This is a genomic window from Halomonas sp. MCCC 1A13316, from assembly GCF_014931605.1.
Lineage (GTDB): Bacteria > Pseudomonadota > Gammaproteobacteria > Pseudomonadales > Halomonadaceae > Halomonas.
This window is the reverse complement of sequence record NZ_CP053382.1, coordinates 2,954,795-2,980,836: the sequence shown is the minus strand read 5'-3', so window position 1 is coordinate 2,980,836 and position 26,042 is coordinate 2,954,795. Positions and strand designations below refer to the sequence as shown.

Annotated in this window: 19 protein-coding genes and 5 tRNA genes; 11 read left to right on the top strand and 13 right to left on the bottom strand. The window is 64.0% G+C overall.

The window, feature by feature from the left end:
- Window positions 1–66 precede the first annotated feature (66 nt).
- Complete coding sequence (locus HNO52_RS13760; RefSeq protein ID WP_197565837.1) at window positions 67–1,044, top strand: NADPH:quinone reductase; 978 nt, start codon at window positions 67–69, stop codon at window positions 1,042–1,044.
- Window positions 1,045–1,122: 78 nt separating this feature from the next.
- Here HNO52_RS13760 and HNO52_RS13755 read toward each other — a convergent pair whose 3' ends face one another.
- A complete protein-coding gene (locus tag HNO52_RS13755) occupies window positions 1,123–2,049 on the bottom strand; it encodes a MurR/RpiR family transcriptional regulator (protein WP_232090307.1) in 927 nt (308 codons plus the stop codon).
- Window positions 2,050–2,333: 284 nt separating this feature from the next.
- On the opposite strand from HNO52_RS13755, the gene HNO52_RS13750 reads away from it, so the two are divergent.
- The 4 genes from HNO52_RS13750 to HNO52_RS13735 all read left to right on the top strand — a co-directional run bounded on the left by HNO52_RS13750 (window position 2,334) and on the right by HNO52_RS13735 (window position 8,196).
- Window positions 2,334–3,128 carry an enoyl-CoA hydratase/isomerase family protein gene (locus HNO52_RS13750; RefSeq protein WP_197565835.1) on the top strand — a complete coding sequence of 265 codons (795 nt, stop codon included), beginning with the start codon at window positions 2,334–2,336 and terminating at the stop codon, window positions 3,126–3,128.
- Between the two features lie 20 nt (window positions 3,129–3,148).
- A complete protein-coding gene (locus tag HNO52_RS13745) occupies window positions 3,149–5,341 on the top strand; it encodes an acetate--CoA ligase family protein (RefSeq protein WP_197565834.1) in 2,193 nt (730 codons plus the stop codon).
- The gene (locus tag HNO52_RS13740; RefSeq protein ID WP_197565833.1) at window positions 5,338–6,156 is read left to right on the top strand and encodes an enoyl-CoA hydratase-related protein; all 819 of its coding nucleotides are present in this window, start codon (window positions 5,338–5,340) and stop codon (window positions 6,154–6,156) included. The genes HNO52_RS13745 and HNO52_RS13740 overlap by 4 nt, the downstream gene beginning before the upstream one ends.
- A 168-nt stretch (window positions 6,157–6,324) precedes the next feature.
- Entirely contained in the window at window positions 6,325–8,196 is a 1,872-nt protein-coding gene (locus HNO52_RS13735) for an SLC13 family permease (RefSeq protein WP_197565832.1), read from the top strand.
- A gap of 52 nt (window positions 8,197–8,248) precedes the next feature.
- On the opposite strand, the gene HNO52_RS13730 is transcribed toward HNO52_RS13735, so the two are convergent.
- From HNO52_RS13730 to betI, 4 genes are all read right to left on the bottom strand, one after another.
- On the bottom strand, window positions 8,249–10,696 hold the full coding sequence (locus HNO52_RS13730) for an acyl-CoA dehydrogenase (protein ID WP_197565831.1): 2,448 nt from the start codon (window positions 10,694–10,696) through the stop codon (window positions 8,249–8,251).
- Between the two features lie 303 nt (window positions 10,697–10,999).
- The gene (gene betA / locus HNO52_RS13725) at window positions 11,000–12,691 is read right to left on the bottom strand and encodes a choline dehydrogenase (RefSeq protein ID WP_197565830.1); all 1,692 of its coding nucleotides are present in this window, start codon (window positions 12,689–12,691) and stop codon (window positions 11,000–11,002) included.
- Window positions 12,692–12,955: 264 nt separating this feature from the next.
- Complete coding sequence (betB, locus tag HNO52_RS13720; RefSeq protein ID WP_197565829.1) at window positions 12,956–14,425, bottom strand: betaine-aldehyde dehydrogenase; 1,470 nt, start codon at window positions 14,423–14,425, stop codon at window positions 12,956–12,958.
- Entirely contained in the window at window positions 14,422–15,042 is a 621-nt protein-coding gene (betI, locus tag HNO52_RS13715) for a transcriptional regulator BetI (protein WP_197565828.1), read from the bottom strand. The genes betB and betI overlap by 4 nt, the downstream gene beginning before the upstream one ends.
- Before the next feature lie 166 nt (window positions 15,043–15,208).
- Between betI and HNO52_RS13710 the strand changes: the two genes are divergently transcribed.
- The 5 genes from HNO52_RS13710 to HNO52_RS13690 all read left to right on the top strand — a co-directional run bounded on the left by HNO52_RS13710 (window position 15,209) and on the right by HNO52_RS13690 (window position 16,825).
- Complete coding sequence (locus tag HNO52_RS13710; protein ID WP_197565827.1) at window positions 15,209–16,171, top strand: choline ABC transporter substrate-binding protein; 963 nt, start codon at window positions 15,209–15,211, stop codon at window positions 16,169–16,171.
- Between the two features lie 76 nt (window positions 16,172–16,247).
- Window positions 16,248–16,324, top strand: a tRNA-Met gene (locus tag HNO52_RS13705).
- Window positions 16,325–16,469: 145 nt separating this feature from the next.
- Window positions 16,470–16,545, top strand: a tRNA-Asn gene (locus HNO52_RS13700).
- Between the two features lie 31 nt (window positions 16,546–16,576).
- Window positions 16,577–16,652 (top strand) — tRNA-Asn (locus tag HNO52_RS13695).
- Window positions 16,653–16,749: 97 nt separating this feature from the next.
- Window positions 16,750–16,825 (top strand) — tRNA-Asn (locus HNO52_RS13690).
- 459 nt (window positions 16,826–17,284) lie between these two features.
- Here the strand turns inward: HNO52_RS13690 and HNO52_RS13685 are convergent.
- On the bottom strand, window positions 17,285–19,357 hold the full coding sequence (locus HNO52_RS13685; RefSeq protein WP_197565826.1) for a carboxy terminal-processing peptidase: 2,073 nt from the start codon (window positions 19,355–19,357) through the stop codon (window positions 17,285–17,287).
- A gap of 127 nt (window positions 19,358–19,484) precedes the next feature.
- On the opposite strand from HNO52_RS13685, the gene HNO52_RS13680 reads away from it, so the two are divergent.
- The gene (locus HNO52_RS13680; RefSeq protein WP_197565825.1) at window positions 19,485–20,783 is read left to right on the top strand and encodes a M18 family aminopeptidase; all 1,299 of its coding nucleotides are present in this window, start codon (window positions 19,485–19,487) and stop codon (window positions 20,781–20,783) included.
- 51 nt (window positions 20,784–20,834) lie between these two features.
- Here HNO52_RS13680 and HNO52_RS13675 read toward each other — a convergent pair.
- The 7 genes from HNO52_RS13675 to lolB all read right to left on the bottom strand — a co-directional run bounded on the left by HNO52_RS13675 (window position 20,835) and on the right by lolB (window position 26,036).
- A tRNA-Met gene (locus tag HNO52_RS13675) sits at window positions 20,835–20,911 on the bottom strand.
- Between the two features lie 53 nt (window positions 20,912–20,964).
- Window positions 20,965–22,056: a redox-regulated ATPase YchF gene (gene ychF / locus HNO52_RS13670; RefSeq protein ID WP_197565824.1), complete on the bottom strand. Its 1,092-nt coding sequence runs from the start codon at window positions 22,054–22,056 to the stop codon at window positions 20,965–20,967.
- Between the two features lie 55 nt (window positions 22,057–22,111).
- Window positions 22,112–22,693, bottom strand: coding sequence for an aminoacyl-tRNA hydrolase (gene pth, locus HNO52_RS13665; RefSeq protein ID WP_197565823.1), 582 nt, complete (start codon window positions 22,691–22,693; stop codon window positions 22,112–22,114).
- Between the two features lie 80 nt (window positions 22,694–22,773).
- The gene (locus HNO52_RS13660; protein WP_197565822.1) at window positions 22,774–23,412 is read right to left on the bottom strand and encodes a 50S ribosomal protein L25/general stress protein Ctc; all 639 of its coding nucleotides are present in this window, start codon (window positions 23,410–23,412) and stop codon (window positions 22,774–22,776) included.
- Window positions 23,413–23,509: 97 nt separating this feature from the next.
- Window positions 23,510–24,451: a ribose-phosphate pyrophosphokinase gene (locus HNO52_RS13655; protein WP_010629229.1), complete on the bottom strand. Its 942-nt coding sequence runs from the start codon at window positions 24,449–24,451 to the stop codon at window positions 23,510–23,512.
- Between the two features lie 87 nt (window positions 24,452–24,538).
- Window positions 24,539–25,423, bottom strand: coding sequence for a 4-(cytidine 5'-diphospho)-2-C-methyl-D-erythritol kinase (ispE, locus tag HNO52_RS13650; protein WP_197565821.1), 885 nt, complete (start codon window positions 25,421–25,423; stop codon window positions 24,539–24,541).
- The gene (lolB, locus tag HNO52_RS13645; RefSeq protein WP_197565820.1) at window positions 25,416–26,036 is read right to left on the bottom strand and encodes a lipoprotein insertase outer membrane protein LolB; all 621 of its coding nucleotides are present in this window, start codon (window positions 26,034–26,036) and stop codon (window positions 25,416–25,418) included. Before lolB ends, ispE begins: the two co-directional genes overlap by 8 nt.
- Window positions 26,037–26,042: the final 6 nt, after the last annotated feature.

The following is a 26,042-nucleotide window of genomic DNA, read 5'->3' as shown; positions in this document are numbered from 1 at the left end:
TTGACCGTATGTGCGAACAGCGGTTGGATGGTGCCACTCTATCGTTAGCGAACAAAGGGAAATGACATGGCCAAGCGCATCCAGTTTGCTCGTATCGGTGGCTCCGAGGTGCTCGAGCTCCTCGACGTGACACCGGCCGATCCTGCTTCCGGGGAGGTACGGGTCAAAAACGAGGCCGTCGGTCTCAACTTCATCGACATCTATTTCCGCACCGGCCTCTATCCCGCCCCGGGGCTGCCGTCGGGGCTTGGCACCGAGGGTGCCGGTGTGGTCGATGCCGTGGGCGCAGGCGTGAGCCACCTGAAGGAGGGCGACCGGGTCGCCTATGCCCAGGGGCCGCTCGGTGCCTATGCCGAATATCATGTGCTGCCGGCGGACAAGGTCGTGGCACTGCCAGATGGTATCGGGGCGGAAACTGCCGCGGCCAGCATGCTGAAGGGGCTGACCGTACAGTACCTGCTGCGCCAGACCCGCCCGCTCGAGGGAGGCGAGACGATCCTGTGGCACGCAGCTGCCGGCGGCGTGGGCTCCATCGCCTGCCAGTGGGCCAGGGCGCTGGGTGTAAAGTTGATCGGTACCGTCAGTTCCGAAGAGAAGGCAAAATTGGCCAAGTCCAACGGTGCCTGGGCGACCATCGACTACACCCGCGAGGACGTGGTGGAGCGGGTGCGTGAGCTGACCAACGGCGAGATGTGCGACGTGGTCTACGATTCGGTGGGGAAGGACACCTGGATCACCTCGCTGGACTGCTTGAAGCCGCGTTCGCTGATGGTCAGCTTCGGCAACGCCTCGGGGGCGGTCGAGGGCGTCAATCTCGGCATCCTCAACCAGAAGGGCTCGCTGTTCGTGACCCGTCCCAGCCTCAACGGCTACGCCGACACCCGCGAACGACTGGAGATGATGTGTCGTGACCTGTTCGACATGCTGGGCAGCGGCAAGGTCACGGTCGACATTGGCCAGCGCTTCGCCCTGGCCGACGCCGGCAAGGCGCAGGATGCCCTGGCCGGGCGCAAGACCACCGGTTCGAGCATTCTGCTGCCATAAGCCAACCAACCTCCGCTACGATCCGACGCCCGCCTCCTCGAGGCGGGCTTCGTCGTCTGTGGACCGCAGTTGCAGGTTTTATTCATTGCTGACATAGGCGCCCATGGCACGCATACGCGACTCGAAGCGTGCCACGTTATCGACCAGGTCGTCGGGGCCGAAGGCCACGCATTCGGCCAGCAGGACTTCGATGAGGGTGATGGCGGACAGGATCGAGGGGAAAAAGTGCGGCGTGGCATTGGCCACGGTGAAGGTCATGGCGGCGCCGGGGACCAGCGGCGAGCGCAGGGTGTCGGTAATGACGATGGCCTTGGTCCTGCCCGAGCGGGCAATGTCCAGGGCGCGCACGGTCTCGGCGCAGTAGGGTTCGAAGCCGAAGGCGACCACCACGTCGTCCTCGCCGTAGGGCGCCAGTTCGGTCAGCAGGCCGCCCTCCTGGCCGCGGATCAGTTGGACGTTGGGCATGGCGATGCGACCCACATAGGCGAAGTGATAGGCGCAGGCGAAGGTATCGCGAAACCCCACCACGGCAATCTTCTCGGCTTCCAACAGCAATCGGGCGGCATCGCGTACCCGGGCCTGGTTGTCGGCGGTGAACAGGCGGCCGATGTTGTCGAAGGCGGCATCGCCCACGTCGAGGAATACCTGGTCGTCGGTCTGGCTGGCCAGGGTGCGCAGGTCGCTGGCGCGGCCCGAGAGCTCCACCGGGCCGGCCTGCACGGCTGATTGGAACACTTCGCGAAACTGCTCGTAGCTGTCGAAGCCCAGGCGCTTGGCCAGGCGTACCAGGGTCGAGGCGGTCACCCGGGCGGCGCCGGCTGACTTGCGGATCGACTGGAACGCGATCTCGACCGGGTGCTCGAGCACGTAGCCGGCGGCGAGTTTCAATTGCGGACTGAGCTCGGGGTAGGCGGCGGCCAGTTGCTGATTCACGGCGTCCAGCCCCGTCGCCGGGGCATCCTGGCCGTTTTCCTGATCGGCAATCTGCGGATCATGTTCCAGCACGGCGGATCTCCTCGTTGGATCATGGCCCCGCAGCAGGTCAGATCGGCCGGGGCGAGGCGCATTGTAACGCATGACAATGGTGAATGAACGAAACGAATGTTTCTGTTTTGTTTTCCAGATGGCACGTGCGTATTGACGGCGTGCCGTGCCTTGACTAGGATGCCGAACAAAACAAGTGTGCCGTTTATGTTTTCATAACGGAACGTTTGTTTCTGTTCGGCGTCAACCATGCCGAATGTTATGGAATCCCAGTCAACGATGCGTCGAGAGTGACCGAACCCGACATGAATACAGCCAGCCCCGAAACCCTCATCATTGACCGCCAGGGTGCGGTCATGGAGATCCGCTTCAACCGGCCGCACCGCCTCAACGCCGTGGTGGAAACCTTTTATACCGAGCTGCTTTCGGCCCTGGCCGATGCCGAGGCCGACCCCGGCGTACGCTGCGTGATCCTGACGGGCGAAGGGCGCGCCTTCTGCGTCGGTGCCGATATGAAGGAGCACGGCGGGGCCAAGCGTACGCTGTTCCAGCGCCGCCAGTACCTGCAGCTCGGCAACGACGTGTGCGAGGCGATCCTGCGCCACCCCAAGCCGATCATTGCCGCCGTCAATGGCTACGCCCTGGGGGCGGGGGCCGAGATGGCCGTGAGCTGCGATTTCATCGTCATGGCCGAAGAAGCCCAGATCGGCTTCCCCGAAACCAGCATCGGGACTTGCGTCGGTGGCGGCGTATCGAAGCTGCTGCCACAGCTGGTGGGGCTGAACATGGCGCGACAGCTGCTGTATACGGGGCGGCGCATCGACGGCCGCGAGGCGGCGCGCATCGGCCTGGCGACTTCCACGCATTCAGGCGGCGAACTGAAGCAAGAGACGCATCGCCTGGCCGAGACCCTGGCCAGACAGGCACCGGTGTCGATCGCCATGCTCAAGCGCCTGGTCAACCAGGGCAGCGATACCGGCCTCGAGAGCCAATTGCAGCAGGAACTGGACGCCGTCTTTACCTGCTCGACCACGGATGACTGGCAGGAGGGGGTCGACGCCTTCGCCGAGAAACGCGCCCCCGAGTTCAAGGGCAAATGACAGAGCCAAGGATGCGAGACATGAACCCGATCGAAGGACATCTGCCCATGCGCAGCCCGCTGCACGACATCCTGGCGCCCACCGGCATCGCCGTGGTGGGTGCCTCCAGCGATCCCACCAAGCGTGGCTACAAGGCCATGGTCGGGCTGATCAAGGATGGCTTTAGCGGCGACATCTACCCGGTCAATCCCAAGGCCGACATGATCCTCGGCATCAAGGCCTGGCCCTCGATCGCCGAGATTCCCGGCAACCCGGAGCTGGCGCTGATCTGTACGCCGGCTGCCAGCGTGCCGGGACTGATCGCCGAGTGCGGCCGCCGCGGTATCAAGGGCGCGGTGATACTCGCCAGTGGCTTTGCCGAGATGAGCGAGGAGGGCGCCGACCTCGAGCGCGAGATGATGGCCAAGGCCGAGGCGCACGGGGTGCGCGTCATCGGTCCCAACACCTCGGGGGTCTTCAACCTGCACCACCGGCTCAACCTGCTGGCGCTGGACAACGTCAAGCCCGGTGACGTGGGCATCATCTCGCAGTCGGGCAACATGCTGCTGTCGCTGGCGCTGGAGGCACAGCACAACGGCCAGGTCGGTTTCTCCACCTACGTAGGGCCGGGTAACCAGAGCGACATCGGCTTCAACGACTACCTGCGCTACCTCGGCGAGGACGAGCACACGCGGGTGGCCACGCTCTACGTGGAGGGCTTCCGCGATGGGCGTCGCTTCCTCGAGGTGGCGCGCGACGTCACCGCCATGAAGCCGGTGGTAGTCTACAAGTCCGGTTCCACCGAGGCCGGCCAGAAGGCGGCCAGTTCCCACACCGGGTCGCTTGCCGGCAGCTACGCCATGACCGTGGACCTGCTGCGCCAGGCTGGGGTCAGCGTGGTGCAGCACTCCGACGAGATCCTGCCAGTGGCCGAGGGCCTTGGCCTGCTGCAGAAGGCGCGCGGCAAGCGGGTGGCGGTGGTCTCCGACGGCGGCGGCCAGGCCACCATCGCGTCCGACCGACTGGCCGAGGCGGGGCTGGAGCTGGCCGAGCTTTCCGAAGCGACCAGGCAGAAACTGCGCGACGTGCTCATTCCCCAGGCGTCGACGGTCAACCCGGTGGACGTGGCCGGTTCCACTGACGCCAATCCGTCGCTGCTGGCTACCTGCATGGAGATCGTCGCCGCCGATGACAACGTCGACAGCGTCTTCCTGGTGGGCATGTTCGGCGGCTACAGCCTGCGCTTCGCCGAATCGCTGCTGGGTGACGAGATGCGCGGCGCCGAGGCGATGGTCGACCTGTCGAAGGCCACCGACAAGCCGCTGGTGATCTACAGCCTCTACACACCGATCAAGCCACCTCCCCTGCGTCGCCTGCACGAAGCCGGCCTACCGATCTACGCTTCCATCGAGCATGCGGTGAGAGTGCTGACCGCGCTGGGTGAGCGCGGCGATTACCTGTCACTCGCCGAGACGTATCCGCGTGAGCCGGCACTCTTGCCCAAGTCGGAACTTGGCGAGATGTTCACCCGTGCCCGCGCCGAGGGGCGTGACCTGTTCGAGTACGAGGCCAAGCAGCTGCTGCGCGAGCACGGTATCGAGGTGCCGCGGGAGATCGTGGCACGCAGCGAGACGGAGCTTGACGAGGCAGCGGCTACTTTCGTCGACACGCCGCTGGCAATGAAAGTGGTGTCGAAGGATATCCTGCACAAGTCGGATGCCGGCGGAGTCAAGCTGAACCTGGTCGGTGAGGCGGCCCTGCGTCGTGCGCGGGAGGAGATCTTCGCCTCCTGCCGGGCCTACGATGCCCAGGCCGAGGTCGAGGGCGTGCTGGTCGCACCGATGGCGAAGAAGGGCGTCGAGGTGATCGTCGGGGTGATTCGCGACCCCATTTTCGGCCCGGTGCTGATGTTCGGCCTAGGCGGGATCTTCGTCGAGATTCTCGAAGACGTCGCCTTCCGCTCAATCCCGCTGTCGCGCCACGATGCACGCAGCATGGTGGAGCAGATCAAGGCGCGCAAGATCCTCGAAGGTGCCCGCGGCGAGCCGGCCGTTGACAAGGAGGCGCTGGTCGAGCTGCTGCTCACGGTAGCGCGTATCGCCGATGCCTACCCGCAGCTTGCCGAGCTCGATCTCAACCCGGTGATCGTCAATGCGGATGGCTATGCCGTGGTGGACGCACGCGTTATCGTGGAGCGTGAATTCGCCACCGATGCCAAGGAGCCCGCTGCATGAGCGAGAGCACGAGTCAGCCCCCACAGCCCGTCCTGCAGGATGGGCTTCTCACCCTGGAAGAGGGCGTGGCGACCCTGACCCTGGACCGGCACGACGTACGCAACGCGCTGACCGGCACCGCGCTGGCCGATGATATCGTCGACACGGCCGAGTGGGTCAACCGCTGCGACGAAGTCTCGGTGCTGGTCATTACCGGCGCGGGTTCGGCGTTCTCCGCCGGCGGCAACGTCAAGGACATGGCCAATCGCGGCGGCGACTTCGCCGGCGATGTGGCCGAGGTGGCTGGGCGCTACCGGCGCGGCATTCAGCGTATTCCGCTGGCGCTGCAGGCGGTGGAGGTGCCGATCATCGCCGCGGTCAACGGGCCGGCCATCGGCGCTGGGTTCGATCTCGCCAACATGGCCGATATTCGCATCGCCTCGAGCAAGGCCAAGTTCGGCGAGACCTTCCTCAACCTCGGCATCATCCCCGGTGACGGCGGTGCCTGGTTCATGCAGCGCCTGATAGGCTACCAGCGTGCCTTCGAGCTGACCCTCTCCGGGCGGGTGATCGACGCCGAGGAGGCCAGGGAGTACGGCATAGTGCTCGAAGTGACCGAGCCGGAGTCGCTGATGGAACGGGTGGGCGAACTGACGGCACGCATCGCCGCCCAGCCGCCCAAGGCCACACGCTTGACCAAGCGGCTGATGAAAATGGCCCAGCGCACCGAACTCAAGGACTTCCTCGACATCTGCGCGGTATTCCAGGGCATGTGCCACAACGAACCGGAGCATCTCGAGGCGGTCAACGCCATGCTCGAGAAAATGGCGAAGTAAGCTCCGACATTCCTGCATGAACCCGGCCTTGGCCGGGTTCTTTCGTTGCCGGGCAGATGTCTTGGCTGAGTGCAGGTACTCGGCTCACGAGACATTAGAAAAGGCTGGATTTTCTGGCCCGTCGCTGGTGTGCTGGAAACTCACTTATGAGGGCGGAGCTGCACGCATATGGCCGACCATACGCTGGTATTCATCGTGCTGGGCCTGACACTGGTCGCCTTCGTCTGGGGGCGCTTCCGCTATGACCTGGTGGCGCTGACGGCCCTGCTGGGGTCGGTCATGTTGGGCCTGGTGCCGGGCGACGAGGCGTTTCTGGGCTTTGGTCATCCTGCGGTGATCACCGTTGCTGCAGTACTGGTACTGAGCCGCGGCTTCGAGCGTTCCGGGGTCGTGGACGTGATCGCCGAGCAGGTACTCAAGGTCGGCGACCGCCTCTTCCTGCAACTGGTGGCGCTGAGCGTCACCGTCGTGGTCCTCTCCGGCTTCATGAATAATGTTGGAGCCCTGGCGCTGTTGCTGCCCGTGGCCATGCGCCTGGCGCGAGAGCACGACACCTCTCCCTCACTGTTGCTGATGCCGCTGGCCTTTGGCTCACTGCTGGGCGGGCTCACTACCCTGATCGGCACTCCGCCCAATATCATCATCGCCAGCTACCGTCGCTCGGTCTCCGGCGAGGCATTCGGTTTGTTCTCCTTTTCGCCGGTCGGCGTGGCGGTGGCCTTGGCCGGGCTGGCCTTCATTCTGCTGATCGGCTGGCGGTTGGTCCCCCAGCGCGCCGGCAAGGCGTCCACCGAGGCGATGTTCGATACCGCCAACTACCTGGTCGAACTCAAGGTCGGCGAGGACTCCAAGGCCAACGGGCTGACCCTGCGTGAGCTGCAGCAGGAGCTGGAAGAAACCATCCCGGTGCTGGCGGTAGTCCGCGATGACAAGCGTCGCGCCGGCCATGCCTTTTTCGGCGTGCTCAGGGAGGGCGATATTCTCATGCTGGAGGCGGGTCCCGAGGAGATGAAGCTGTTGGAGGACAAGGCGGGGCTCTCGCTCGGCGCCGAGCCTGAAGAGGTTGATGTATCGGCCGACGAGACGGCTTCTCGGGAAAGCAGTGCGGAGTCGGTGCAGGAGAATCCGGGGAAGAAGCACCGCAAGGAGAAGGAAAAGAAAAAGAAAAAGGAGGTCGATACCGAGGGGCTTGAACTGGTCGAGGCGGTAGTGCGAACCGACTCCATGATGGTTAATCGTACCGTGAGCCAGTTACGCCTGCACAACCAGTTCGGACTGCACCTGGTGGCGGTAGCTCGGGACGGGGGCCGCCTCAAGCAACGCCTTCGTGATATTCGTTTTCGTGCTGGCGACGTCCTGTTGTTACAGGGTGGCGAGAGCGAACTCTCCGAGAGCTTGGCAACGCTGGGGTGCTTGCCTCTGGCGAGCCGCAACCTGGCGCTGGGCCAGCCTCGCATGCTGCTGGTATCACTGGGTATCTTTGCGGCAGGCATCCTGGCCATTCTGCTGGGGGCGCTGCCCGCGGCAGTGGCGCTTTCGAGTGCGGCACTGATCTCGCTGTTGGTGGGAGTGCTGCCGTTGCGTGACGGCTACCAGGCCATCGACGGCCCTGTGATCGTGCTGCTTGCCGCCATGATTCCGGTGGGGCAGGCGTTGGAGACCAGTGGCGGCGCGGCGCTGATCGCAGAGATGATGCTGGTGTGGGGGGGGGAGTGGCCCGCAGTGGTTACCTTGATAGGGCTCTTCGTGATCACAATGATGCTGTCCGACGTGATCAACAACGCGGCTGCGGCGGTGCTCATGGCGCCGATAGCCGTCAGCCTGGCCAACGGTTTCGACGCTTCCATCGATCCTTTTCTCATGACCGTGGCCATCAGTGCTTCCTGTGCTTTTCTGACCCCCATCGGGCACCAGTCCAATACCCTGGTGATGGGGCCGGGCGGCTACCGCTTCGGCGACTACTGGAAGATGGGGTTGCCGCTGGAACTGGTGGTGCTGGCGGTGGCGATACCGATGATACTGCTAGTCTGGCCTCTGTAAGCAAAAGCCCCGGCGCTGGGCCGGGGCGAAGGTTTGCTGCCGTCGAGAGCCGTTACGCCGCGTTATGGCGCAGAATATTGGCCTTGTCGGTGGCGAATTCGTCGTATTCGAAGTCGTCAACGCTGAGCAGCTCCAGCACCTCGGCCTCGAAGCGGCGCATGAAGTCGGCATCCTCCTCGCTGACCAGTCCCTTGTCCCGCGCTGCTTCCAGACGCACTTCGGGGTGCAGCGCCTGACGCGGCAGCTCGCCCTTGGCATAGGCCTTGTTGACCGTACGATAGAGCACCTCGGCGCGGTCGTAGTCGGCCAGCAGGGCGTTGTAGCGGGCCAAGGGGTTTTCCTTCACGCCATCATCTTGCTGCCAGGTCGCCTCGAGCAGCTTGGCGCGCAGCGCCGTATCGCGCGATACCGCCTGGGCGATTTCCCGGGTCAAGTGGTCGGCGGGGCGCTTCCAGCGGCGGCCTAGCGGCATCACCACCGCGCGTAGCACGCCGGCCAGCGGGCGGTTGGGCAGATTGTCGAACAGCTCGTCGAAAGCTTGTTCGGCGCGCTGCAGCAGGTGGGTGCAGCTGTAGTGGAGTAGGGCGGCCTCGCCCTCGACCTTGTCGCCTTCCTGCCAATTCTTGAGGACCATCGAGGCGAGGTAGAGATTGGAAAGCACGTCGCCCAAGCGTGCCGAGATCATCTCGCGCTGCTTTAGGGTCGAGCCCAGGCTCGCCATGGCGGCATCGGCGCACAGGCTGAAACCGGCCGACTGGCGCGCCATGTCGCGGGCGTAGGTTGCGGCGACCGCGTCGAAGGGTACGCTCGGTTTGCCGATGCCGAGCCCCATGGTAAAGGCGCGAGCGGCGTTGCCGAAGACTAGCGCGACGTGGCCGAAGAAGGCACGATCGAAGGCCGGCAGGTCGTTACTGTCCGAGGCGGCCAGTTCCTCGAGCACGAACGGGTGGCAGCGGATGGCGCCCTGGCCGAAGATCATAAGGTTGCGGGTCATGATATTGGCACCCTCGACCGTGATCGCCACCGGATTGGCGCTGTAGCCGATGCCCAGGTAGTTGCGCGGCCCCAGTGTCACCGCCTTGCCGCCATGGATGTCCATAGCGTCGGAGAGCACGATGCGCTGGAATTCGGTGAGCTGGCTTTTGAGAATCGCCGAGGGTACCGCCGGCTTCTCGCCGCGGTCGATGGTATTGGCGGTCTGGTAAACCGCGGCCTGGGCGATGTAGCCCAGCGCAGCCATACGAGCGAGCGGCTCCTGTACGCCCTCCATCTCCACTACCGGGACGTTGAACTGGCGGCGAATACGGGCGAAACCGCCGGTCCAGCCCAGCGCATAGCGCGAGGTGCCGCTGGCGCCGGAGGGCAGGGTGATGCAGCGGCCGATGGAGAGGCACTCCACCAGCATGCGCCAGCCTTGGCCGATCATCTCGGTGCCGCCGATGATAGTGTCGAGCGGCACGAAGACGTCCTTGCCCTTGATCGGACCGTTGAGGAACGGGCTGCCGATGGGGTGATGGCGGCGGCCGATCTCCATGCCGGCGGTATTGCGCGGCACCAGTGCCAGGGTGATGCCGCGGTCCTCTTCCTCGCCCAGTAGATGGTCGGGATCGAACAGGCGGAAGGCCAGGCCCACCACGGTGGCGATGGGCGCCAGGGTGATCCAGCGCTTCTCGAAGTTGAGGCGCAGGCCCAGCACCTCTTCACCGTCGATAACCTCCTTGCACACGATACCGGTATCGGGCAGCGAGGTGGCGTCAGAGCCGGCGCGAGGACCAGTGAGGCCGAAGCAGGGGATGTCACGGCCGTCGGCCAGGCGCGGCAGGTAGTGATCCTTCTGCGCCTGGGTGCCGTATTTGAGCAGCAGCTCGCCCGGGCCCAGGGAGTTGGGCACGCCAACGGTGACCATCAGCGTCTCGCTGATCGAGAGCTTCTGCAACACCAGCGACTGGGCCTTGGCCGAGAAGCCCAGGCCACCGAACTCCTTGGGAATGATCATGCCGAAGAAGCCTTCCTTCTTCAGGTACTGCCACAGTTCCTCGGGAAGGTCGGCGCGTTCCTTGGCGATCTCCCAGGCGTTGCACATGCCGGCAGCGACCGAGCACTGATGGTCGATGAAGGCGCGTTCCTCCTCGCTCAGGCCGTCATCGCGATAGCTCATCAGCCTGTCCCACTGCGGGCGGCCCGAGAACAGCTCGCCGTCCCAGGCTACGGTGCCGGCTTCCAGTGCGGTGCGCTCGGTATCCGAGACCTTGGGCGAGACGCGCTTGAACATGGCGAACAGGCGCGGCGTGAGCCACTGAATACGCAGTGCAGGCAGGCCGGCCACGGCGACTACCGCCGCGCCGAGCAGCAGCAGTACGCCAAGCACGGGGGCACCCAAAAGCACCCCGACCAGACCAAGGCCGCCGAACATGACCAGGGTCGGCACGGCGCCAGCTTCGCGCCGCATTATCGCCAGCAGGCCGACAATAGTGAAAATGAGGAGTATGAGGGTGAGCATTTCGTCAGCGCTCCCTTGGTTCATGTTTAGAACAGTTGTTTGAATGAATCAGCCTAGCCCATCTTGCGACAGGAGACCAGCCCAGGGAAAGGCATGAATGACTGCGCCCCGCTCGATGGCGGGGCGCAAGGGGTTAAAGTACTTTAGGGAAGTGCTGAGCAAATCGGCGAGCGAGATGAAGCGCAAGGAGCGCGGAGTACAGGAACCGGAGCCTATGGTGTATAGGTGAGGATTCCGACGGTCCGACGCTTCGGCTCCGCGCAACGCAGCGATTCGCTTGCGCAGGCATTTGTGCCGTGTTTCCTAGGTCAGGCGGCGCTGGGGCTCGCGTCTGGCCGGGCTGTCACCGGACACGAAGTAGGGCGCGTCGGAAGGCGACAGCGGTTCGCGATCGCGGATGCGGTCGGCGATCTTCTCGGCCAGCATGATGGTCGGTGCGTTGAGGTTGCCGGTGGGGATCACCGGGAACAGCGAGGCATCGACCACGCGCAGTCCTTCGAGGCCGTGCACGCGGCCTTGGCCGTCGACCACCGCGTCTTCGCCTTCACCCATGCGACAGCTACCGCAGGGGTGATAGGCGGTCTCGGCATGTTCGCGTACGAAGGCATCCAGCTCTGCATCGGATTGCACGTCCGGCCCCGGGGAGATCTCGCGTCCGCGATAGGCATCCATGGCGGGCTGGGCGATGATCTCGCGGGTCAGGCGAATGCCGTCACGAAACTCCTGCCAGTCCTTCGGCTTGGACATGTAGTTGAACAGAATGCTGGGGGCCGCCTGGGGGTCGCGTGAGGTGAGGCGGATACGCCCTCGGCTCTCGGAGCGCATCGAACCTACGTGAGCCTGGAAGCCGTGCGCCTGCACTGCGCTCTTGCCGTTGTAGCTGATGGCGATGGGCAGGAAGTGATACTGCAGGTTGGGCCAAGGTTCTTCGCCATGGGTGCGGATGAACGCACACGACTCGAACTGGTTGCTGGCGCCGATGCCGGTGCCCCGCAGCAGCCACTCGGCCCCGATCTTCGGCTGATTGAACCATTTCAGCGCCGGATAAAGCGTGATCGGCTGCTTGCACTCGTACTGGATGTACATCTCCAGGTGATCCTGCAGATTCTCGCCGACGCTGGGCAGGTCGTGGATCACGGGAATGCCGAACTCGCGCAGGTGCTCGGGGTTGCCCACGCCCGAGCGCAGCAGGATCTGCGGCGAGGCGATGGCGCCGGCGCACAGCAGTACCTCGCGGCGGGCACGAACCTGATGCTGCTGGCCGCGGCGCAGGTAGCGTACGCCTACGGCGCGCTTGCCCTCGAACTCGATCACGTCGGTGGTGGCGTGGGTCTCGATGGTGAGGTTGTCGCGCTGCTTGGCCTGGTCGAGGTAGCCGCGGGCAGTGGAGGCGCGGCGCCCCTTGGGCGTGACGAAACGGTCCATTGGGCCGAAGCCCTCCTGCTGGTAGCCGTTGACGTCCTCGGTCTCGGGATAGCCGGCCTGCACGCCGGCATCGACGAAGGCGCGATAGAGCTCGTTGTTGCCCTCCTTGGGCGTGGCCACGCTGACCGGGCCGTCACCGCCGTGGTAGGCGTTGGGGCCGATGTCGCGGCATTCGGCCTTCTTGAAGTAGGGCAGGCAATCGGCGTAGCGCCAGTCCGAGAGGCCGGCCATGCTGGCCCAGTTGTCATAGTCCAGCGCGTTGCCACGGATATAGCACATGCCGTTGATCAGCGACGAACCGCCGAGCCCCTTGCCGCGGCCGCACTCCATACGACGGCCGTCCATATGCGGCTCCGGGTCCGTCTCGAAGGCCCAGTTATAGCGCTTGCCCTGCAGCGGGTAGGCCAGGGCAGCGGGCATCTGGGTACGGAAGTCGAAGCGGTAGTCGGGGCCGCCGGCCTCGAGCAGCAGCACGCTGATCGCCGGATCCTCGGTGAGGCGGGTGGCCAGCACGTTGCCGGCCGAACCGGCGCCGATGATCACGTAGTCGAATTCAGGAATCTGGGACATAACCTCTCTCACTGGTAACGCGACGGTAGCGGGCCTGCTTGCATGCGCAAGGCGTGTCGGTATGACAGGAGCGGCTGGCGGTAGCGAGGGGCGTCGGGGCAAGCCAGCGGCTGAACCGCGGACAGCTCTACGAGGGGCGCTGTGAATTCTTCCCTGGACGCTACCGATGCCATCCCTGGCATCGGACCCCCTCTACGACTTGTCCCCGGTGCCGCTCATCTTGCTGGTTACACATCTCGCGGCCCGTAGCTCGAGATCTGTGGCTTAGAACACCGACTCGAACGGCCCCATCTCCACCTGCACCGACTTGGTCTGCGTGTAGTGAGCCAGGGTCTCGATGCCGTTCTCACGACCCACACCGGACTGCTTGTAGCCACCCACCGGCATCTCGGCCGGCGATTCGCCCCAGGTGTTGATCCAGCAGATACCGGCCTCGAGGCGGTGAATGGTGCGGTGCGCGCGGGCAAGGCTCTCGGTGAACACACCGGCAGCCAGGCCGTAGTGGGTGTCGTTGGCACGCCGGATCAGCTCCTCTTCGTCGTCGAAGACGAGAATCGACATCACCGGGCCGAAGATCTCCTCGCGTACGATGCGCATGTCATCGGTGCAATCGGTGAACACCGTGGCCGGGGCCCAGGCGCCATGGGCGAAATCGCCCTCGGCCAAGGGTTCGCCGCCGACCAGCACGCGCGCGCCGTCCTGCTTGCCGTATTCGATGTAGTCAAGCACCTTGGCCTGGTGTTCGAAGCTCACCAGCGGGCCGAAGTTGACGCTGGGGTCGAGCGGGTCGCCGGCGCGGATACGTCCCACGCGCTCTGCGATCTTCTCCTCGAAGGCCTGCTTCACCGAACGCTCGACGAAGACCCGCGTGCCGTTGGTGCAGATCTGCCCGCTGGAATAGAAGTTGGCCATCATCGCTGCATCGGCGGCGCGGTCCAGGTCGGCATCGGCAAACACGATCAGCGGCGACTTGCCACCCAGCTCCATGGTCACGTCCTTGAGGGTCGAGCCGCCGGCCGCCGCCATCACCTTCTTGCCGGTGCCCACTTCGCCGGTGAACGACACCTTGGCGATATCGGGGTGACCGGTCAGCATCTGGCCGACGCGGGCGTCGCCGTGTACGACGCTGAAAACACCGTCCGGCAGACCCGCCTCGGTGAAGATCTCGGCCAGCTTCATGGCGGTCAGCGGCGTCACCTCGCTGGGCTTGAACACCACGGCGTTGCCCGCGGCCAGCGCAGGCGCTGCCTTCCAGCAGGCGATCTGGATAGGGTAGTTCCAGGCGCCGATGGCGCCGATCACGCCCAGCGGCTCGCGGCGCGTGTAGACGAAGGAGGACTCGCGCAGGGGAATCTGCGCGCCTTCGATGGCCGGCGCCAGGCCGGCATAGTATTCGAGTGCATCGGCACCGGTGACGATATCCACCGCGGCGGTCTCGCTGATCGGCTTGCCGGTGTTGCGCGTCTCGTGCTCGGCCAACTCGTCGTTGCGTTCACGCAGGAGCGCCACGGCGCGCTGCAGGATGCGCCCGCGCTCCATGCCGGTCATGGCGGCCCAGCGCCGCTGGCCCGCGCGCGCGGCGGCAACGGCCTGATCGACGTCGGCCTGGCTGGCCTGGTCGACCTTGGCCAGCAGGCTGCCATCATAAGGGTTGATGACGTCAAACGATTCGCCGGACGTTGCCGGCTCCCGGCGGCCGTCGATGTAGAGGGGCTCGGTGTCGAAAGCTGTCATGCGGTCTCCTTTGAGGTCGCAGGGGAGGTATCGTAGCCGGCGAGCAGCTGGTCGAGATAGCCGTGGGCAATGCGACGTGCACGCTCGGTATCCAGCCCTTCGGGGCTGAGGGTGCCACGCAGCCACAGGCCATCGATCATGGCGGCCAGGCCGCGGGCGGCATCGCGCGCCGCGTGGCGTGGCATCAGGCGGCGAAACTGGCAGCACAAGTTGGAGTAGAGCCTCTGATCGTTGACCTGCTGCAGGCGCTGCAGCTGGGTCTTGTGCATGCTGCTGGCCCAGAAGGCGAGCCAGGTCTTGGCTGCCGGGCCGGAGATCTGGCTGCGGTCGAAGTTGCCGTCGATGATGGCGCCGAGGTGGTCGCGCGGAGAGCCGTTGACCAGTTTGCTTCGTCGTGCCGCTACGGCCTGTCCCAGATCGGAGAGAACCTGGCGCATGGTAGCTTCGAGCAGACCATCCTTGCCGCCGAAATAGTGGCTGATGATACCGGCCGATACGCCGGCATGGCGGGCGATACGCAGCACTGTAGCATCGGCCAGGCCGACTTCGTCGATGGCGGCCATGGTGGCCTTGATGAGCTGGCTGCGCCGGATCGGCTCCATACCTGTCTTGGGCACCGTGGGTTCTCCTGATGCCGGTTACGATTTGCAACTACGGCCTTGCGTAGTTACCTTTAAAATTAGCTTGGCATTTTTTCATTGAACGTTCAATCAATAAAAAGCACAAAGCCTGTCATGGCATCCCCTCGTCCAAACGATACTTCATCCGCAAGAGGAGAACCGAATGAACAAGACGACCGCCATGCATTCCACCGCACTGGGGCTTGGTATGCTCGCTTGTGGGCTTGCGTCTCCCGCCCTGGCCAACGAGCCGCAGAGCTGTGACACGGTGCGCTTTGCCGAGGTAGGCTGGACCGATATCACCGCCACCACCGCCATGGCCAGCGAAGTGCTCGAGGCACTGGGCTACCAGACACGAGTCGACACGGTATCTGTGCCGATTGCCTACTCGGGCATGCGCAACGGCGATTTCGACGTCTTCCTGGGGAACTGGATGCCTTCCATGGCATCGATCAGCGATCCATATATCGAGCGGGGCGAGGTCGATCGCCTGGCACCCAACCTGGAGGGGGCCAAGTACACCCTGGCGGTGCCGCAGTACGTCCATGATGCAGGGGTCACGTCGGTGGCCGACCTCGATGACCATGCCGATCGGTTCGAGTCCAGTCTTCATGGTATCGAGGCTGGCAACGACGGTAACGAACTGATTCAGCAAATGATCGATGACGATGCCTTCGGCCTGGGCGATTGGCAACTGATCGACTCCAGTGAGGCCGGCATGCTGGCCGAACTGCGCGCCCGGGTACCGCGGGAGGAGTGGATGGTATTCCTCGGCTGGGAACCGCATCCGATGAATACCAGCTTCGACATCGCCTACCTGGAAGGCGCCGACGATTACTTCGGGCCTGACCTGGGCGGGGCCACCGTCTATACCAACACGCGCGCCGGTTACGCCGAAGAGTGCGGCAACGTTGGCACCCTGCTGGAAAACCTCACCTTCTCCCTCGAGATGGAAAACCGCCTGATGGACGAGATCATGAACGAGGGGATCGACCCGCGCGAGGCCGCCCGGGCTTACCTTCAAGAGAATCCCGAGGTGGTCGATACCTGGCTGGAGGGGGTCAGCACGCGTCAGGGCGAGCCCGGCGCCGAGGCCGTAAAGGCTGCGCTGGGAATCGATGCCTGAACGCACTTGCCAAGGCCGCGGGGGGCGGGCATAATCCTGCCCCATTGCCGCGCTCAATTGCAGCAAGGTATGAAAAGGCTACGTAGCTCAGCCGGTTAGAGCACATCACTCATAATGATGGGGTCCCCTGTTCGAATCAGGGCGTAGCCACCAGATTGACAGCGACGCCCGTGTGACTTCGGTTGCACGGGCGTCGTTCTTCCGGGGCGTTGCGACATGCAGCGTATCTGTGCCCGACGAGATCCGCCCTTGACCTTATGTGGCCGATCCGTATACTACGCACCGTGTTCAGGGCCATTCCCGGATAGCTCAGTCGGTAGAGCAAGTGACTGTTAATCACTGGGTCGCAGGTTCGAGTCCTGCTCCGGGAGCCAATGAACACTAGCTGATCCTGACGCTCGTCATTCCTCGATAGCTCAGTTGGTAGAGCAAGTGACTGTTAATCACTGGGTCGCAGGTTCGAGTCCTGCTCGAGGAGCCATCAGCTCGCAAAAGTAGGAAAAATTAGAGGCTATTAGCTCTCAGGAAGAGCTACGGCTTTACAACGAAGGAAGTTCTCCACTTCCTTACAGTATCATTCCCGGATAGCTCAGTCGGTAGAGCAAGTGACTGTTAATCACTGGGTCGCAGGTTCGAGTCCTGCTCCGGGAGCCAGCTTCTTTCTATCCTTTTTCAGCCTTGCCATCGATTGTTCTAATCCTGCCGGAGCGTTGACTCACGTGGAGCCGGCCAAGGCATTGTCTTGCCGTATACTCGAGCGCATGTTGTTCGAACGCTTCCAACCCCTGTTGGCTCATCGGCGCAGCGAGGATGATTTGGTAACGGTTGACCTATAGGCCGGTGAAGCGATTCTGACGGGTCGACGCCCGTAGATTTCAGGTCTCGCATTGGCGAGACGCCAACAAGCGGCACGGTTAACGCAGCAGTTAACTCAAGCGCATGTGAGGAGGCCTCGGAACAAACCGTGGACGAGAGGGGTAGGGGCAAGGAGGGCGCCGCGAGGCTGAGCCTCTATCGAAGAGGTGCGGCACGGTACAGGCTATGGGCACCCAGTCAAGCCTTGTCTCTCTGGGTGCCCGGCGGACGTGTCATGGCTGGACCGACCAGCCCTGTTTAGAAGCGGCCGGCCAGGCGCCGTTCGGTCAGCTCGGCATAATCGGCGAGGATGGCGGCAGCTTCGGTCACCTGCACTAGCTCCACGGGCTCGTCGCTCTCGGTTTGCTCTTCGTCTTGCTCACTGCGTGCATCGGCCAGCTCTTCAAGCGGCTCCAGGCCCAGAGCCTTACGGCGGCGATTCTCCAGCTCCAGTTGCTGGGCATCGCGGCTTTCGACCTCTTGCTGGCGTAGCTCCCGATCGAGGCTGACACTGGTGTGCTCCTCGCGCATGCGTCGCGCCAGTTCCACGCGTTCCTTCAGGTAGACGAAGTTGGGGTGGGAGTCGGCCCGCTCACGATGCCGGGAACGCAGGGTCTCGAGATACTCCCACGGCTCGCCGTAATGGCGGTACTGAACGGCCTGGACGGTATCCCATTCCAGCGCATTGTCCAGACTGCTCTCGCCGATCCGCTCCGGGTCGACCATGTCGGGAAACAGAATATCGGGCTCGACGCCCCGATTCTGGGTACTCTCGCCCGAGATGCGGTAGAACTTGGCTCGGGTGAGCTTGATCTGGCCGTAACTGAGTTCGTTCAGGGTCTGCACGGTGCCCTTGCCGAAGGTGGAGCTGCCCAGCACCAGGCCGCGGCCATAGTCCTGGATGGCGCCGGCGAAGATTTCCGAAGCCGAGGCCGACAGGCGGTTCACCAGCACGGCCAGGGGACCATCGTAAATGGTGCCGGTTTCGGTGTCGCCATATAGGCTAATGCGGCCGCGCGCATCGCGCACCTGTACGGTGGGGCCGCGATCGATGAACAGTCCGAGCAGTGAGTTGGCTTCCTGCAGGGCGCCGCCGCCATTGTTGCGCAGGTCGAGCATGATGCCGTCGATACCTTCCGCCTTCAGTCGCTCGACTTCGCGAGCCACGTCGCGAGTGGTGCTGCGGAACTCCTCTTCACCGGCCTGCCAGGCGTCGAAGTCGACATAGAAGGTGGGAACAGTAATCACGCCGATGCGTTGTACGCCCTCGTCGCGCTCCACTTCGATGATCTCGCCCTTGGCCGCCTGATCCTCGAGGTTGACGGTATCCCGGGTGATTTTGACCTCGTGCGAGCGTGTCATGTCCACGGCTTCCGCTGGCACGACATCGAGACGCACCACGGTACCCTTGGCACCGCGGATCAGGGCGACCACTTCGTCAAGCCGCATGCCGACGACATTCACGGTCTCCTTCTCGTCACCCTGGCCCACGCCGACGATGCGGTCGGCGGGTTCCAGCACGCCGGCGCGATCTGCCGGGCCGCCAGGTACCAGGCTGGTGACCTTCACGTACTCGCCATCGGACTGCAGCATGGCGCCGATGCCCTCCAGCGACAGCCGCATCTGGATGTCGAACGATTCGCCCTGACGCGGGGAGAGGTATTCGGTGTGCGGATCCATGCTGCTGGTTACCGCGGCCATGAACAGGCCGAACACATCCTCGGCATTGGTCTGGCGCAGGCGCGAGAGTTGGCCTTCGTAGCGCTGGCGCAGGTTGCTTTCCACCTGCTCCTCGTCCTGGCCGCTGATATCGAGCGTGAGAGCGTCATTCTTCAGGCGCTTGCTCCACAGTTCATCGAGTTCGGCTTCGCTGCTGGGCCAGGGCTCCTCACGGCGATCCAGGTCGAGGCGCTCGTCTGTCTCGTAGGTGAATTCGAGGCCCTCATCCAAGGCGTCGAGCAGCCACTCGAAGCGGTTTTCCGCTCGGTCGTGATAGCGCTGGTAGAGCTGGTAGGCGGGTGCCAGTTCACCTTCGAAGAGCATGTCGTCGATACGCTCCTCTAGGTGGCGAAACTCCTCGACGTCACTCGCGAGCAGGAAGGAACGCTGACCGTCGAGGATGTCGAGATAACGTTCGAAGGCCAGCCGCGACCAGGCATCATCAAGGGCGGTGTCGGCATAGTGGCCATAGCGCAGAGACTCGGCCACCTCCACTGCGGCTTGACGTTGATCGTCGCCGGGCTGGATTTGGGCAAGCGCCAGTTGAGCGAACGACAACAGCAGCGCAAGCGTCAGTACCGCTGTGCGCCGAATAACGACAAACTGGCTCATCAATGAAGCACCCCTGGTTTCGTGTACACTTCCTTCCCTAGACAAGCTTATGCCCTATGAGTTGCCAAAGGCAGACAACGCATTGTAGCAGTTCTTGCCATTACCATGCCCCTTGATGAGGATCCTCATGTCTCGGGAAGCCCGTCTCGAGCGCCTGCTCGACTTTCTGCACCGTTCTCCAACGCCCTGGCATGCCGTCTCGACCATGGCCGAGCGGCTCGATGCCGCTGGTTTCCGCCGACTCGACGAAAGCCAGGCCTGGCAGCTTGCGCCCGGAGAGCGGGTCTACGTCACGCGCAACGACTCCTCCATCGTGGCCCTGCAACTGCCCCATGAAGGGCTCGAGGCGCTGCGCATGGTCGGCGCCCATACTGACAGCCCCGGGCTGCGCTTGAAACCGCATGCTGCCCAGACGGCTGGCGGCTGGCTGCAGCTCGGCATCGAGCTCTACGGTGGCGTGCTACTGGCCCCTTGGTACGATCGCGACCTGGGGTTGGCCGGGCGGGTGCACGTGCGCCATCCCGACGGCCGCCTCGAGGGTGTGCTGCTGCACGTTGACCGGCCGATTGCCATCATCCCCAGTCTCGCCATTCACCTCGATCGCGAGGTCAACAACGGGCGAGCGATCAACGCCCAAACACAAATGCCGCCCGTGTTCCTGCAGGGCGGCGACAAGGCCGACCTGCAGCGGTTACTGCTCGAGTGGCTGGAGGCACAGCACGGTATCGCCGGGGCAGAGATCCTCGACTTCGAGCTGGCGCTGCACGACGTGCAACCCCCGGCCCTGGTCGGTGTCGAGCAAGAGCTTGTCGCCAGTGCACGCCTGGACAACCTGCTCTCCTGTTTCGTTGGGCTGGAAGCGCTGCTGGAGAGCGACGGCAGTCAGGGCGTGGTGCTGGTCGCCAACGATCACGAGGAGGTCGGCAGCGCCAGCGCATGCGGCGCCCAGGGGCCGTTTCTCGGCGATGTACTGCGCCGCGTCAACGCTCAGCTCGGCGAGCCGGGCGATGAGGGCTTCATACGCTTGATCCAGGCCTCGCGCATGATCTCCTGCGACAACGCACATGCCTTGCACCCCAACTTCACCGACAAGCACGATGCCGCCCACGGGCCGGCGCTCAATGGCGGACCGGTGATCAAGGTCAACGCCAACCAGCGCTATGCCACCAACAGTGCTACTTCGGCGCTGTTCCGCGACGTTTGCCGCGAGGCGGGGGTGCCGGTACAGACCTTCGTGACCCGCGCCGACATGGGCTGTGGCAGCACCATCGGGCCGATCACAGCCACTGAGCTCGGCGTACCGACGCTGGACGTAGGGGTGCCGCAGTGGGCCATGCACTCGATCCGCGAAACGGCAGGCGCCAGCGACGTGGAGTACCTGACCCGGGCGCTGGTGGCCTTTGCCAACCGCCCGCAGCTGGCTTGAGCCGCCACCACGAAAAACCCGGCGCCAGGAGGCGCCGGGTTTTTTGATCTTTGGTGGCTACGCCCTGATTCGAACAGGGGACCCCATCATTATGAGTGATGTGCTCTAACCAGCTGAGCTACGTAGCCAATCAACGGGGGCGAAGTTTACGGATTCGCCCCAGCCGGGTCAAGCCTGGAGGTTACACATTGAAGCGGAAGTGGATCACGTCACCATCCTGGATGATGTAATCCTTGCCTTCCAGTCGCCACTTGCCGGCATCCTTGGCACCTTGTTCGCCGCCCAGTGTGACGAAGTCATCGTAGGCGATGACCTCGGCGCGGATAAAGCCCTTCTGGAAGTCGGTGTGGATAACGCCGGCGCCCTCGGGGGCGGTGGCGCCGACCCTGACCGTCCAGGCGCGTACTTCCTTGACGCCTGCAGTGAAGTAGGTCTGCAGGCCGAGAAGCTTGTAGCCGGCGCGGATCACGCGGTCGAGCCCCGGTTCTTCCATGCCCATCTCGCTGAGGAACATGGTGCGTTCCTCGTCGTCAAGCTCGGCGATTTCGGCCTCCAACTGGTTGCACACCGGAACCACCACCGCGCCTTCCTCGGCAGCGATTTCATTGACGATATCGAGGTAGGGGTTGGCGTCGAAGCCGTCCTCGTTGACGTTGGCGATGTACATGGTCGGCTTGAGCGTGAGGAAGCCGAAGCTCTTGAGCTGGCGTTTCTCGTCATCATCGAGGCCGAAGCTTCTCAGCGGCTGGCCCTCAGCCAGATGCGGCTGGATGCGCTCCAGTATCGCCTTGGTGGCGATGGCCTCCTTGTCGCCACCCTTGGCAACGCGTACCAGGCGCTGGATAGCGCGCTCGACCGTGTCGAGATCGGCCAGTGCCAGTTCCATGTTGATGATCTCGATGTCCGCGCGCGGATCGACCTGGTTGGCCACGTGAATGACGTTGTCGTTGTCGAAGCAGCGCACCACATGGGCGATGGCCTGGGTCTCGCGGATATTGGCCAGGAACTTGTTACCGAGTCCCTCGCCCTTGGAAGCGCCCGCCACCAGACCGGCGATATCGACGAATTCCATGGTGGTGGGGAGCACCTTCTGCGGCTTCACAATCTCGGCCAGCCTGTCGAGACGCGGGTCGGGCATCGGCACGATGCCGACGTTGGGCTCGATCGTGCAGAAGGGAAAGTTCTCGGCATCGATGCCGGACTTGGTCAGGGCGTTGAAGAGGGTCGACTTGCCAACGTTGGGCAGGCCGACGATACCGCAGTTAAAACCCATGATGGTGTCCTGAATGTGGTGGCGGGTAGCGCTCGCGAACTAGCGCTATTCTAATTCACCCTTGGAAGCTGTGCAGCCGGCTCATGGCGCGGGCCCAGTCGCCCGACACGGCGAGCGGCAGCGTCGCCAGGCACTCATCGAGCGCAGCCCCGATGGCCTCGAGCTCCGCCTTGCCGGGGCGTCCCAGCACGTAGTTGGTCACCTGGCGCGAGTCGCCAGGGTGGCCAATGCCGATGCGCAGCCGATTAAAGCCCTTGTCGCCCAGCGCGCTGACGATATCACGCAGGCCGTTGTGGCCGCCGTGGCCGCCACCCTGCTTGTAACGCGCGGTTCCGGGGGCGATATCCAGTTCGTCATGGGCCACCAGCAGCTCGTCGGGAGCGATCTTGAAGAATTGGCACAGCGCTGCCACGGCGCCGCCGCTGCGGTTCATGAAAGTAGTAGGTTCGAGCAGGTGCAGTTCGTGTCCGTCGAGCAGGACCTTGGCATAAAGGCCGAGGAACTTCTTTTCGGGGCGTAGCTCGGTGCCGGCCTGGCGAGCCAGGATCTCGACCAGCCAGGCGCCAGCGTTATGGCGCGTGGCGGCATAGTTGTCACCGGGGTTGCCCAGCCCGATGATCGCCTTGACCTGGGGCATGCGGGGCCTCCAAACGAAAACAAGCGCCGCAGCGCTTGATTGGATTGGGGGCTGCCCCAGGGCAGCCCCGACAGCGCGGTTTACTCGGCGCTGTTTTCGCCTTCCTCGCCTTCTTCGCCTTCAGTCTCTTCGCTGCGGACTTTCGGCTTGGTGATGCTCAGCACGGCGTTGTCATGGTCGGCGCCATGGGTCAGCTCGACCAGGGTGATGCCGGCCGGCAGCTTGAGGTCGGAGAGGTGCAGGGTGGTGCCCAGCTCGACTTCGCTGATGTCGACCTCGAGGAAGTCCGGCAGATCCTTTGGCAGACAGCTGATCTGGACTTCGTTGGAGAGCACATGCAGCTCGCCGCCATGGTCCTTGATGCCCTTGGACTTCTCTTCGCCCACCACGTGAAGCGGTACGCTGATGGTGATCTCGTGAGTGGCGTCCACGCGCATGAAGTCGGCATGGGTGACCAGCGGCTTGTACGGGTGACGCTGCAGATCACGCACTACGACCTGCTCTTTCTGGCCGTCGATGACGAGATTGAGCACTGAAGAGAAGAAGGCTTCGTCCTCGATGGCCTTGTAGAAGGCGGACTTCTCGAGGGCGATCGGCTGAGGGGCCTTCTCTCCGCCGTAGATGATTGCCGGAACTTCGAGGTTCGCACGACGCAGGCGGCGGCTCGCACCTTTCCCCAGGTCGTTGCGAACGCTGGCATTGAGTGTGAAATCGGACATGTTGTTGCCTCTTGCTGAAAGTAAGGGAGACGTGCGACCCGCGACCTGATCGCGACGTTCCCGAAAGCCCCGTAGGGGCGCTACACCGGCGCCATCTTCAGTGGAACATGGCGCTGACGGATTCTTCGTTGCTGACGCGGCGGATCGCCTCGGCGATCAGTCCGGCCACGCTGAGCTGACGGATCTTGCCGCTGCGACGGGCGACGTCGGACAGCGGAATGGTATCGGTGACCACCACCTCGTCGAGCACCGAGCCGGTGATGTTCTCCACCGCCGGGCCGGAGAGGATCGGGTGGGTGGCATAGGCCACCACGCGGCGCGCGCCATGGTCCTTGAGCGCGTCGCCGGCCTTGCACAGGGTGCCGGCGGTATCGATCATGTCGTCCACCACCACGCAGGTGCGGTTCTCGATCTCACCGATGATGTGCATCACCTGGGCCTGGTTGGCCTGGGGGCGGCGCTTGTCGATGATGGCGAGATCGGCGTTGAGTTGTTTGGCGATGGCGCGGGCGCGAACCACGCCGCCCACATCGGGCGACACCACCACCAGATCGTCGTAGTTCTGACGCTCGATGTCGTCGAGCAGGATCGGCGAGCCGTAGACGTTGTCCACCGGGACGTCGAAGAATCCTTGGATCTGATCGGCGTGCAGGTCCATGGTCATCACCCGGTCTACGCCGGCCTTGACCATCATGTCGGCGACAACCTTGGCCGAGATGGGAACCCTGGCGGAACGTACCCGGCGATCCTGGCGCGCGTAGCCGAAATAGGGCACCACGGCGGTGATCCGGGTGGCTGAGGCCCGGCGCAGGGCATCCACCATCAGGATCAGCTCCATCAGGTTGTCATTGGTCGGTGCGCAGGTGGACTGCAGAATGAAGACGTCCTTGCCGCGAACGTTCTCGTTGATCTCGACCGCGATCTCGCCATCGCTGAACTGCCCGACCGTGGCATTGCCCATGCGAGTATCGAGACTCTCGGCGATTTTCTGGGCAAGCTCCGGATTGGCATTCCCGGCAAAAACCATCAATTTTGACACGCGCATCCACCTATGCAGTGTTGGGGAGCTCTGTTTGCGATGAGCTGGGGGCAAGCGCTTCGAGTCGGGCGCTCGCTGGCATCATGTTCATCGACCTAGAGCAGCATGTAGCGGGGAGAGATTCAGGCCGCGAGCAATGAAAGCAGTATAGCGACCCGATAGGTCGGCCAATAGACGCCTGGCCGTGTCTTCCGAGTCCAGCCGAGCGAAGAGGCAGGCGCCGGTTCCCGTCAACATGGCGGTTGCCCGGCTGCCAAGCCAGTCGAGCGCTTCGGCGACTTGCGGATAGAGTGACCTGACCGTTGGCTCGCAGTCGTTGTCCCAGCTGGGTGCTCCCCCCTGCAGTGCGCGCGCCATGGTAATCGGGGGAGTGTTACGTGTCAATTGTGCCGCCCCGAACACGGCGGCGGTAGCCACTTCGATGCCCGGGTGCACGACCACGAACCAGGGGGTGTCGAGTTCCACTGGCGTGAGCTTCTCACCCACGCCTTCGGCCCAGGCGGCGCGGCCGCGCACGAATACCGGCACGTCGGCGCCGAGGCGCAGGCCGAGTTCGGCTAGCCGATCGAGCGAGAGGCCGAGCCGCCAAAGACGGTCGAGGCCAAGCAGGGTGGTGGCGGCGTCGCTGCTGCCGCCGCCCAGTCCGCCGCCCATGGGCAGGCGTTTGGTCAGGTGGATGTCGGCGCCCAGCTGGCAGCCGCTCTCGGCTTGCAGAAGGCGGGCGGCGCGCACGATCAGGTTGTCGGTATCGGCCAGCCCGGCGATGGATGGGGTCAGGCGGATCTCTCCGTCCGGCCTGAGACGCAGGCTCAACTCGTCCCCATGGTCGAGGAACTGGAACAGCGTCTGCAGCTCATGGTAGCCGTCTGCCCGGCGGCCGGTGATATGCAGCATCCGGTTGAGCTTGGCCGGCGCCGGCAGTACGAGCTCGCTCGTCGGGTCGATCAACGGCTCGTTGGTCGGTTCAGTCATCAACAACGGGGCGCCACTCGGTGACCACCAGCGTCACGCGCAGGTCATCGTATTCCATGACCAGGCGGCGCGGCAGCCACAACGACTCGACCTGCATCCAGTCGCGATAGACGATCTGCCAGCCATCCTGTTCGAGCTGTTGAGGGAAGCCTCGCTCGTCACGATCGAGCTGATAGCGGCTGTGGTCGGCGGGCAGGCCGCGGATCCAGTCGGCCAGCGAACTGACCGGTAGTGACCAACCCAACTGCTGCTGCATCAAGGCTTCGGGAGTCGCGGCTTCGAAGCGTCCTTCGGCATTGGTCAGCGAGAAGCGGCCTTCGCGCCCTTCCAGCAAGTTGCGGCCGCTACCGAAGGGGCCGCTGATCAGCATGCGGTAATAGTGGGGGTGCTGGCTCCAGTCGAGGTTGGCGCTGGTCGATTCCTGGGCGGTGCGCAGCCCGGTCTTGCCGATCAGGGTCCAGGTGTCCAGGGATTCCAGGCGCTCTTTCTGGGCTTCCCACTGGTCGGACTGGCGCTCACCGTCCGGGGCCGCGCCAGGGGTGGCGCAGCCGGCCAATAGTGTCAGTGCGAGGCTCATGGCAAGCCAACGTGTCGCGAAAATGGGGCGTTTCATGGCATC

Coding starts and splice junctions, on each gene's coding strand:
- HNO52_RS13760 (WP_197565837.1), top strand. CDS start 67: ATGGCCAAGCGCATCCAGTTTGCTCGTATCGGTGGCTCCGAGGTGCTC.
- HNO52_RS13750 (WP_197565835.1), top strand. CDS start 2,334: ATGAATACAGCCAGCCCCGAAACCCTCATCATTGACCGCCAGGGTGCG.
- HNO52_RS13745 (WP_197565834.1), top strand. CDS start 3,149: ATGAACCCGATCGAAGGACATCTGCCCATGCGCAGCCCGCTGCACGAC.
- HNO52_RS13740 (WP_197565833.1), top strand. CDS start 5,338: ATGAGCGAGAGCACGAGTCAGCCCCCACAGCCCGTCCTGCAGGATGGG.
- HNO52_RS13735 (WP_197565832.1), top strand. CDS start 6,325: ATGGCCGACCATACGCTGGTATTCATCGTGCTGGGCCTGACACTGGTC.
- HNO52_RS13730 (WP_197565831.1), bottom strand. CDS start 10,696: ATGCTCACCCTCATACTCCTCATTTTCACTATTGTCGGCCTGCTGGCG.
- betA (WP_197565830.1), bottom strand. CDS start 12,691: ATGTCCCAGATTCCTGAATTCGACTACGTGATCATCGGCGCCGGTTCG.
- betB (WP_197565829.1), bottom strand. CDS start 14,425: ATGACAGCTTTCGACACCGAGCCCCTCTACATCGACGGCCGCCGGGAG.
- HNO52_RS13710 (WP_197565827.1), top strand. CDS start 15,209: ATGAACAAGACGACCGCCATGCATTCCACCGCACTGGGGCTTGGTATG.
- HNO52_RS13685 (WP_197565826.1), bottom strand. CDS start 19,357: ATGAGCCAGTTTGTCGTTATTCGGCGCACAGCGGTACTGACGCTTGCG.
- HNO52_RS13680 (WP_197565825.1), top strand. CDS start 19,485: ATGTCTCGGGAAGCCCGTCTCGAGCGCCTGCTCGACTTTCTGCACCGT.
- ychF (WP_197565824.1), bottom strand. CDS start 22,056: ATGGGTTTTAACTGCGGTATCGTCGGCCTGCCCAACGTTGGCAAGTCG.
- pth (WP_197565823.1), bottom strand. CDS start 22,693: ATGCCCCAGGTCAAGGCGATCATCGGGCTGGGCAACCCCGGTGACAAC.
- HNO52_RS13660 (WP_197565822.1), bottom strand. CDS start 23,412: ATGTCCGATTTCACACTCAATGCCAGCGTTCGCAACGACCTGGGGAAA.
- ispE (WP_197565821.1), bottom strand. CDS start 25,423: ATGACTGAACCGACCAACGAGCCGTTGATCGACCCGACGAGCGAGCTC.
- lolB (WP_197565820.1), bottom strand. CDS start 26,036: ATGAAACGCCCCATTTTCGCGACACGTTGGCTTGCCATGAGCCTCGCA.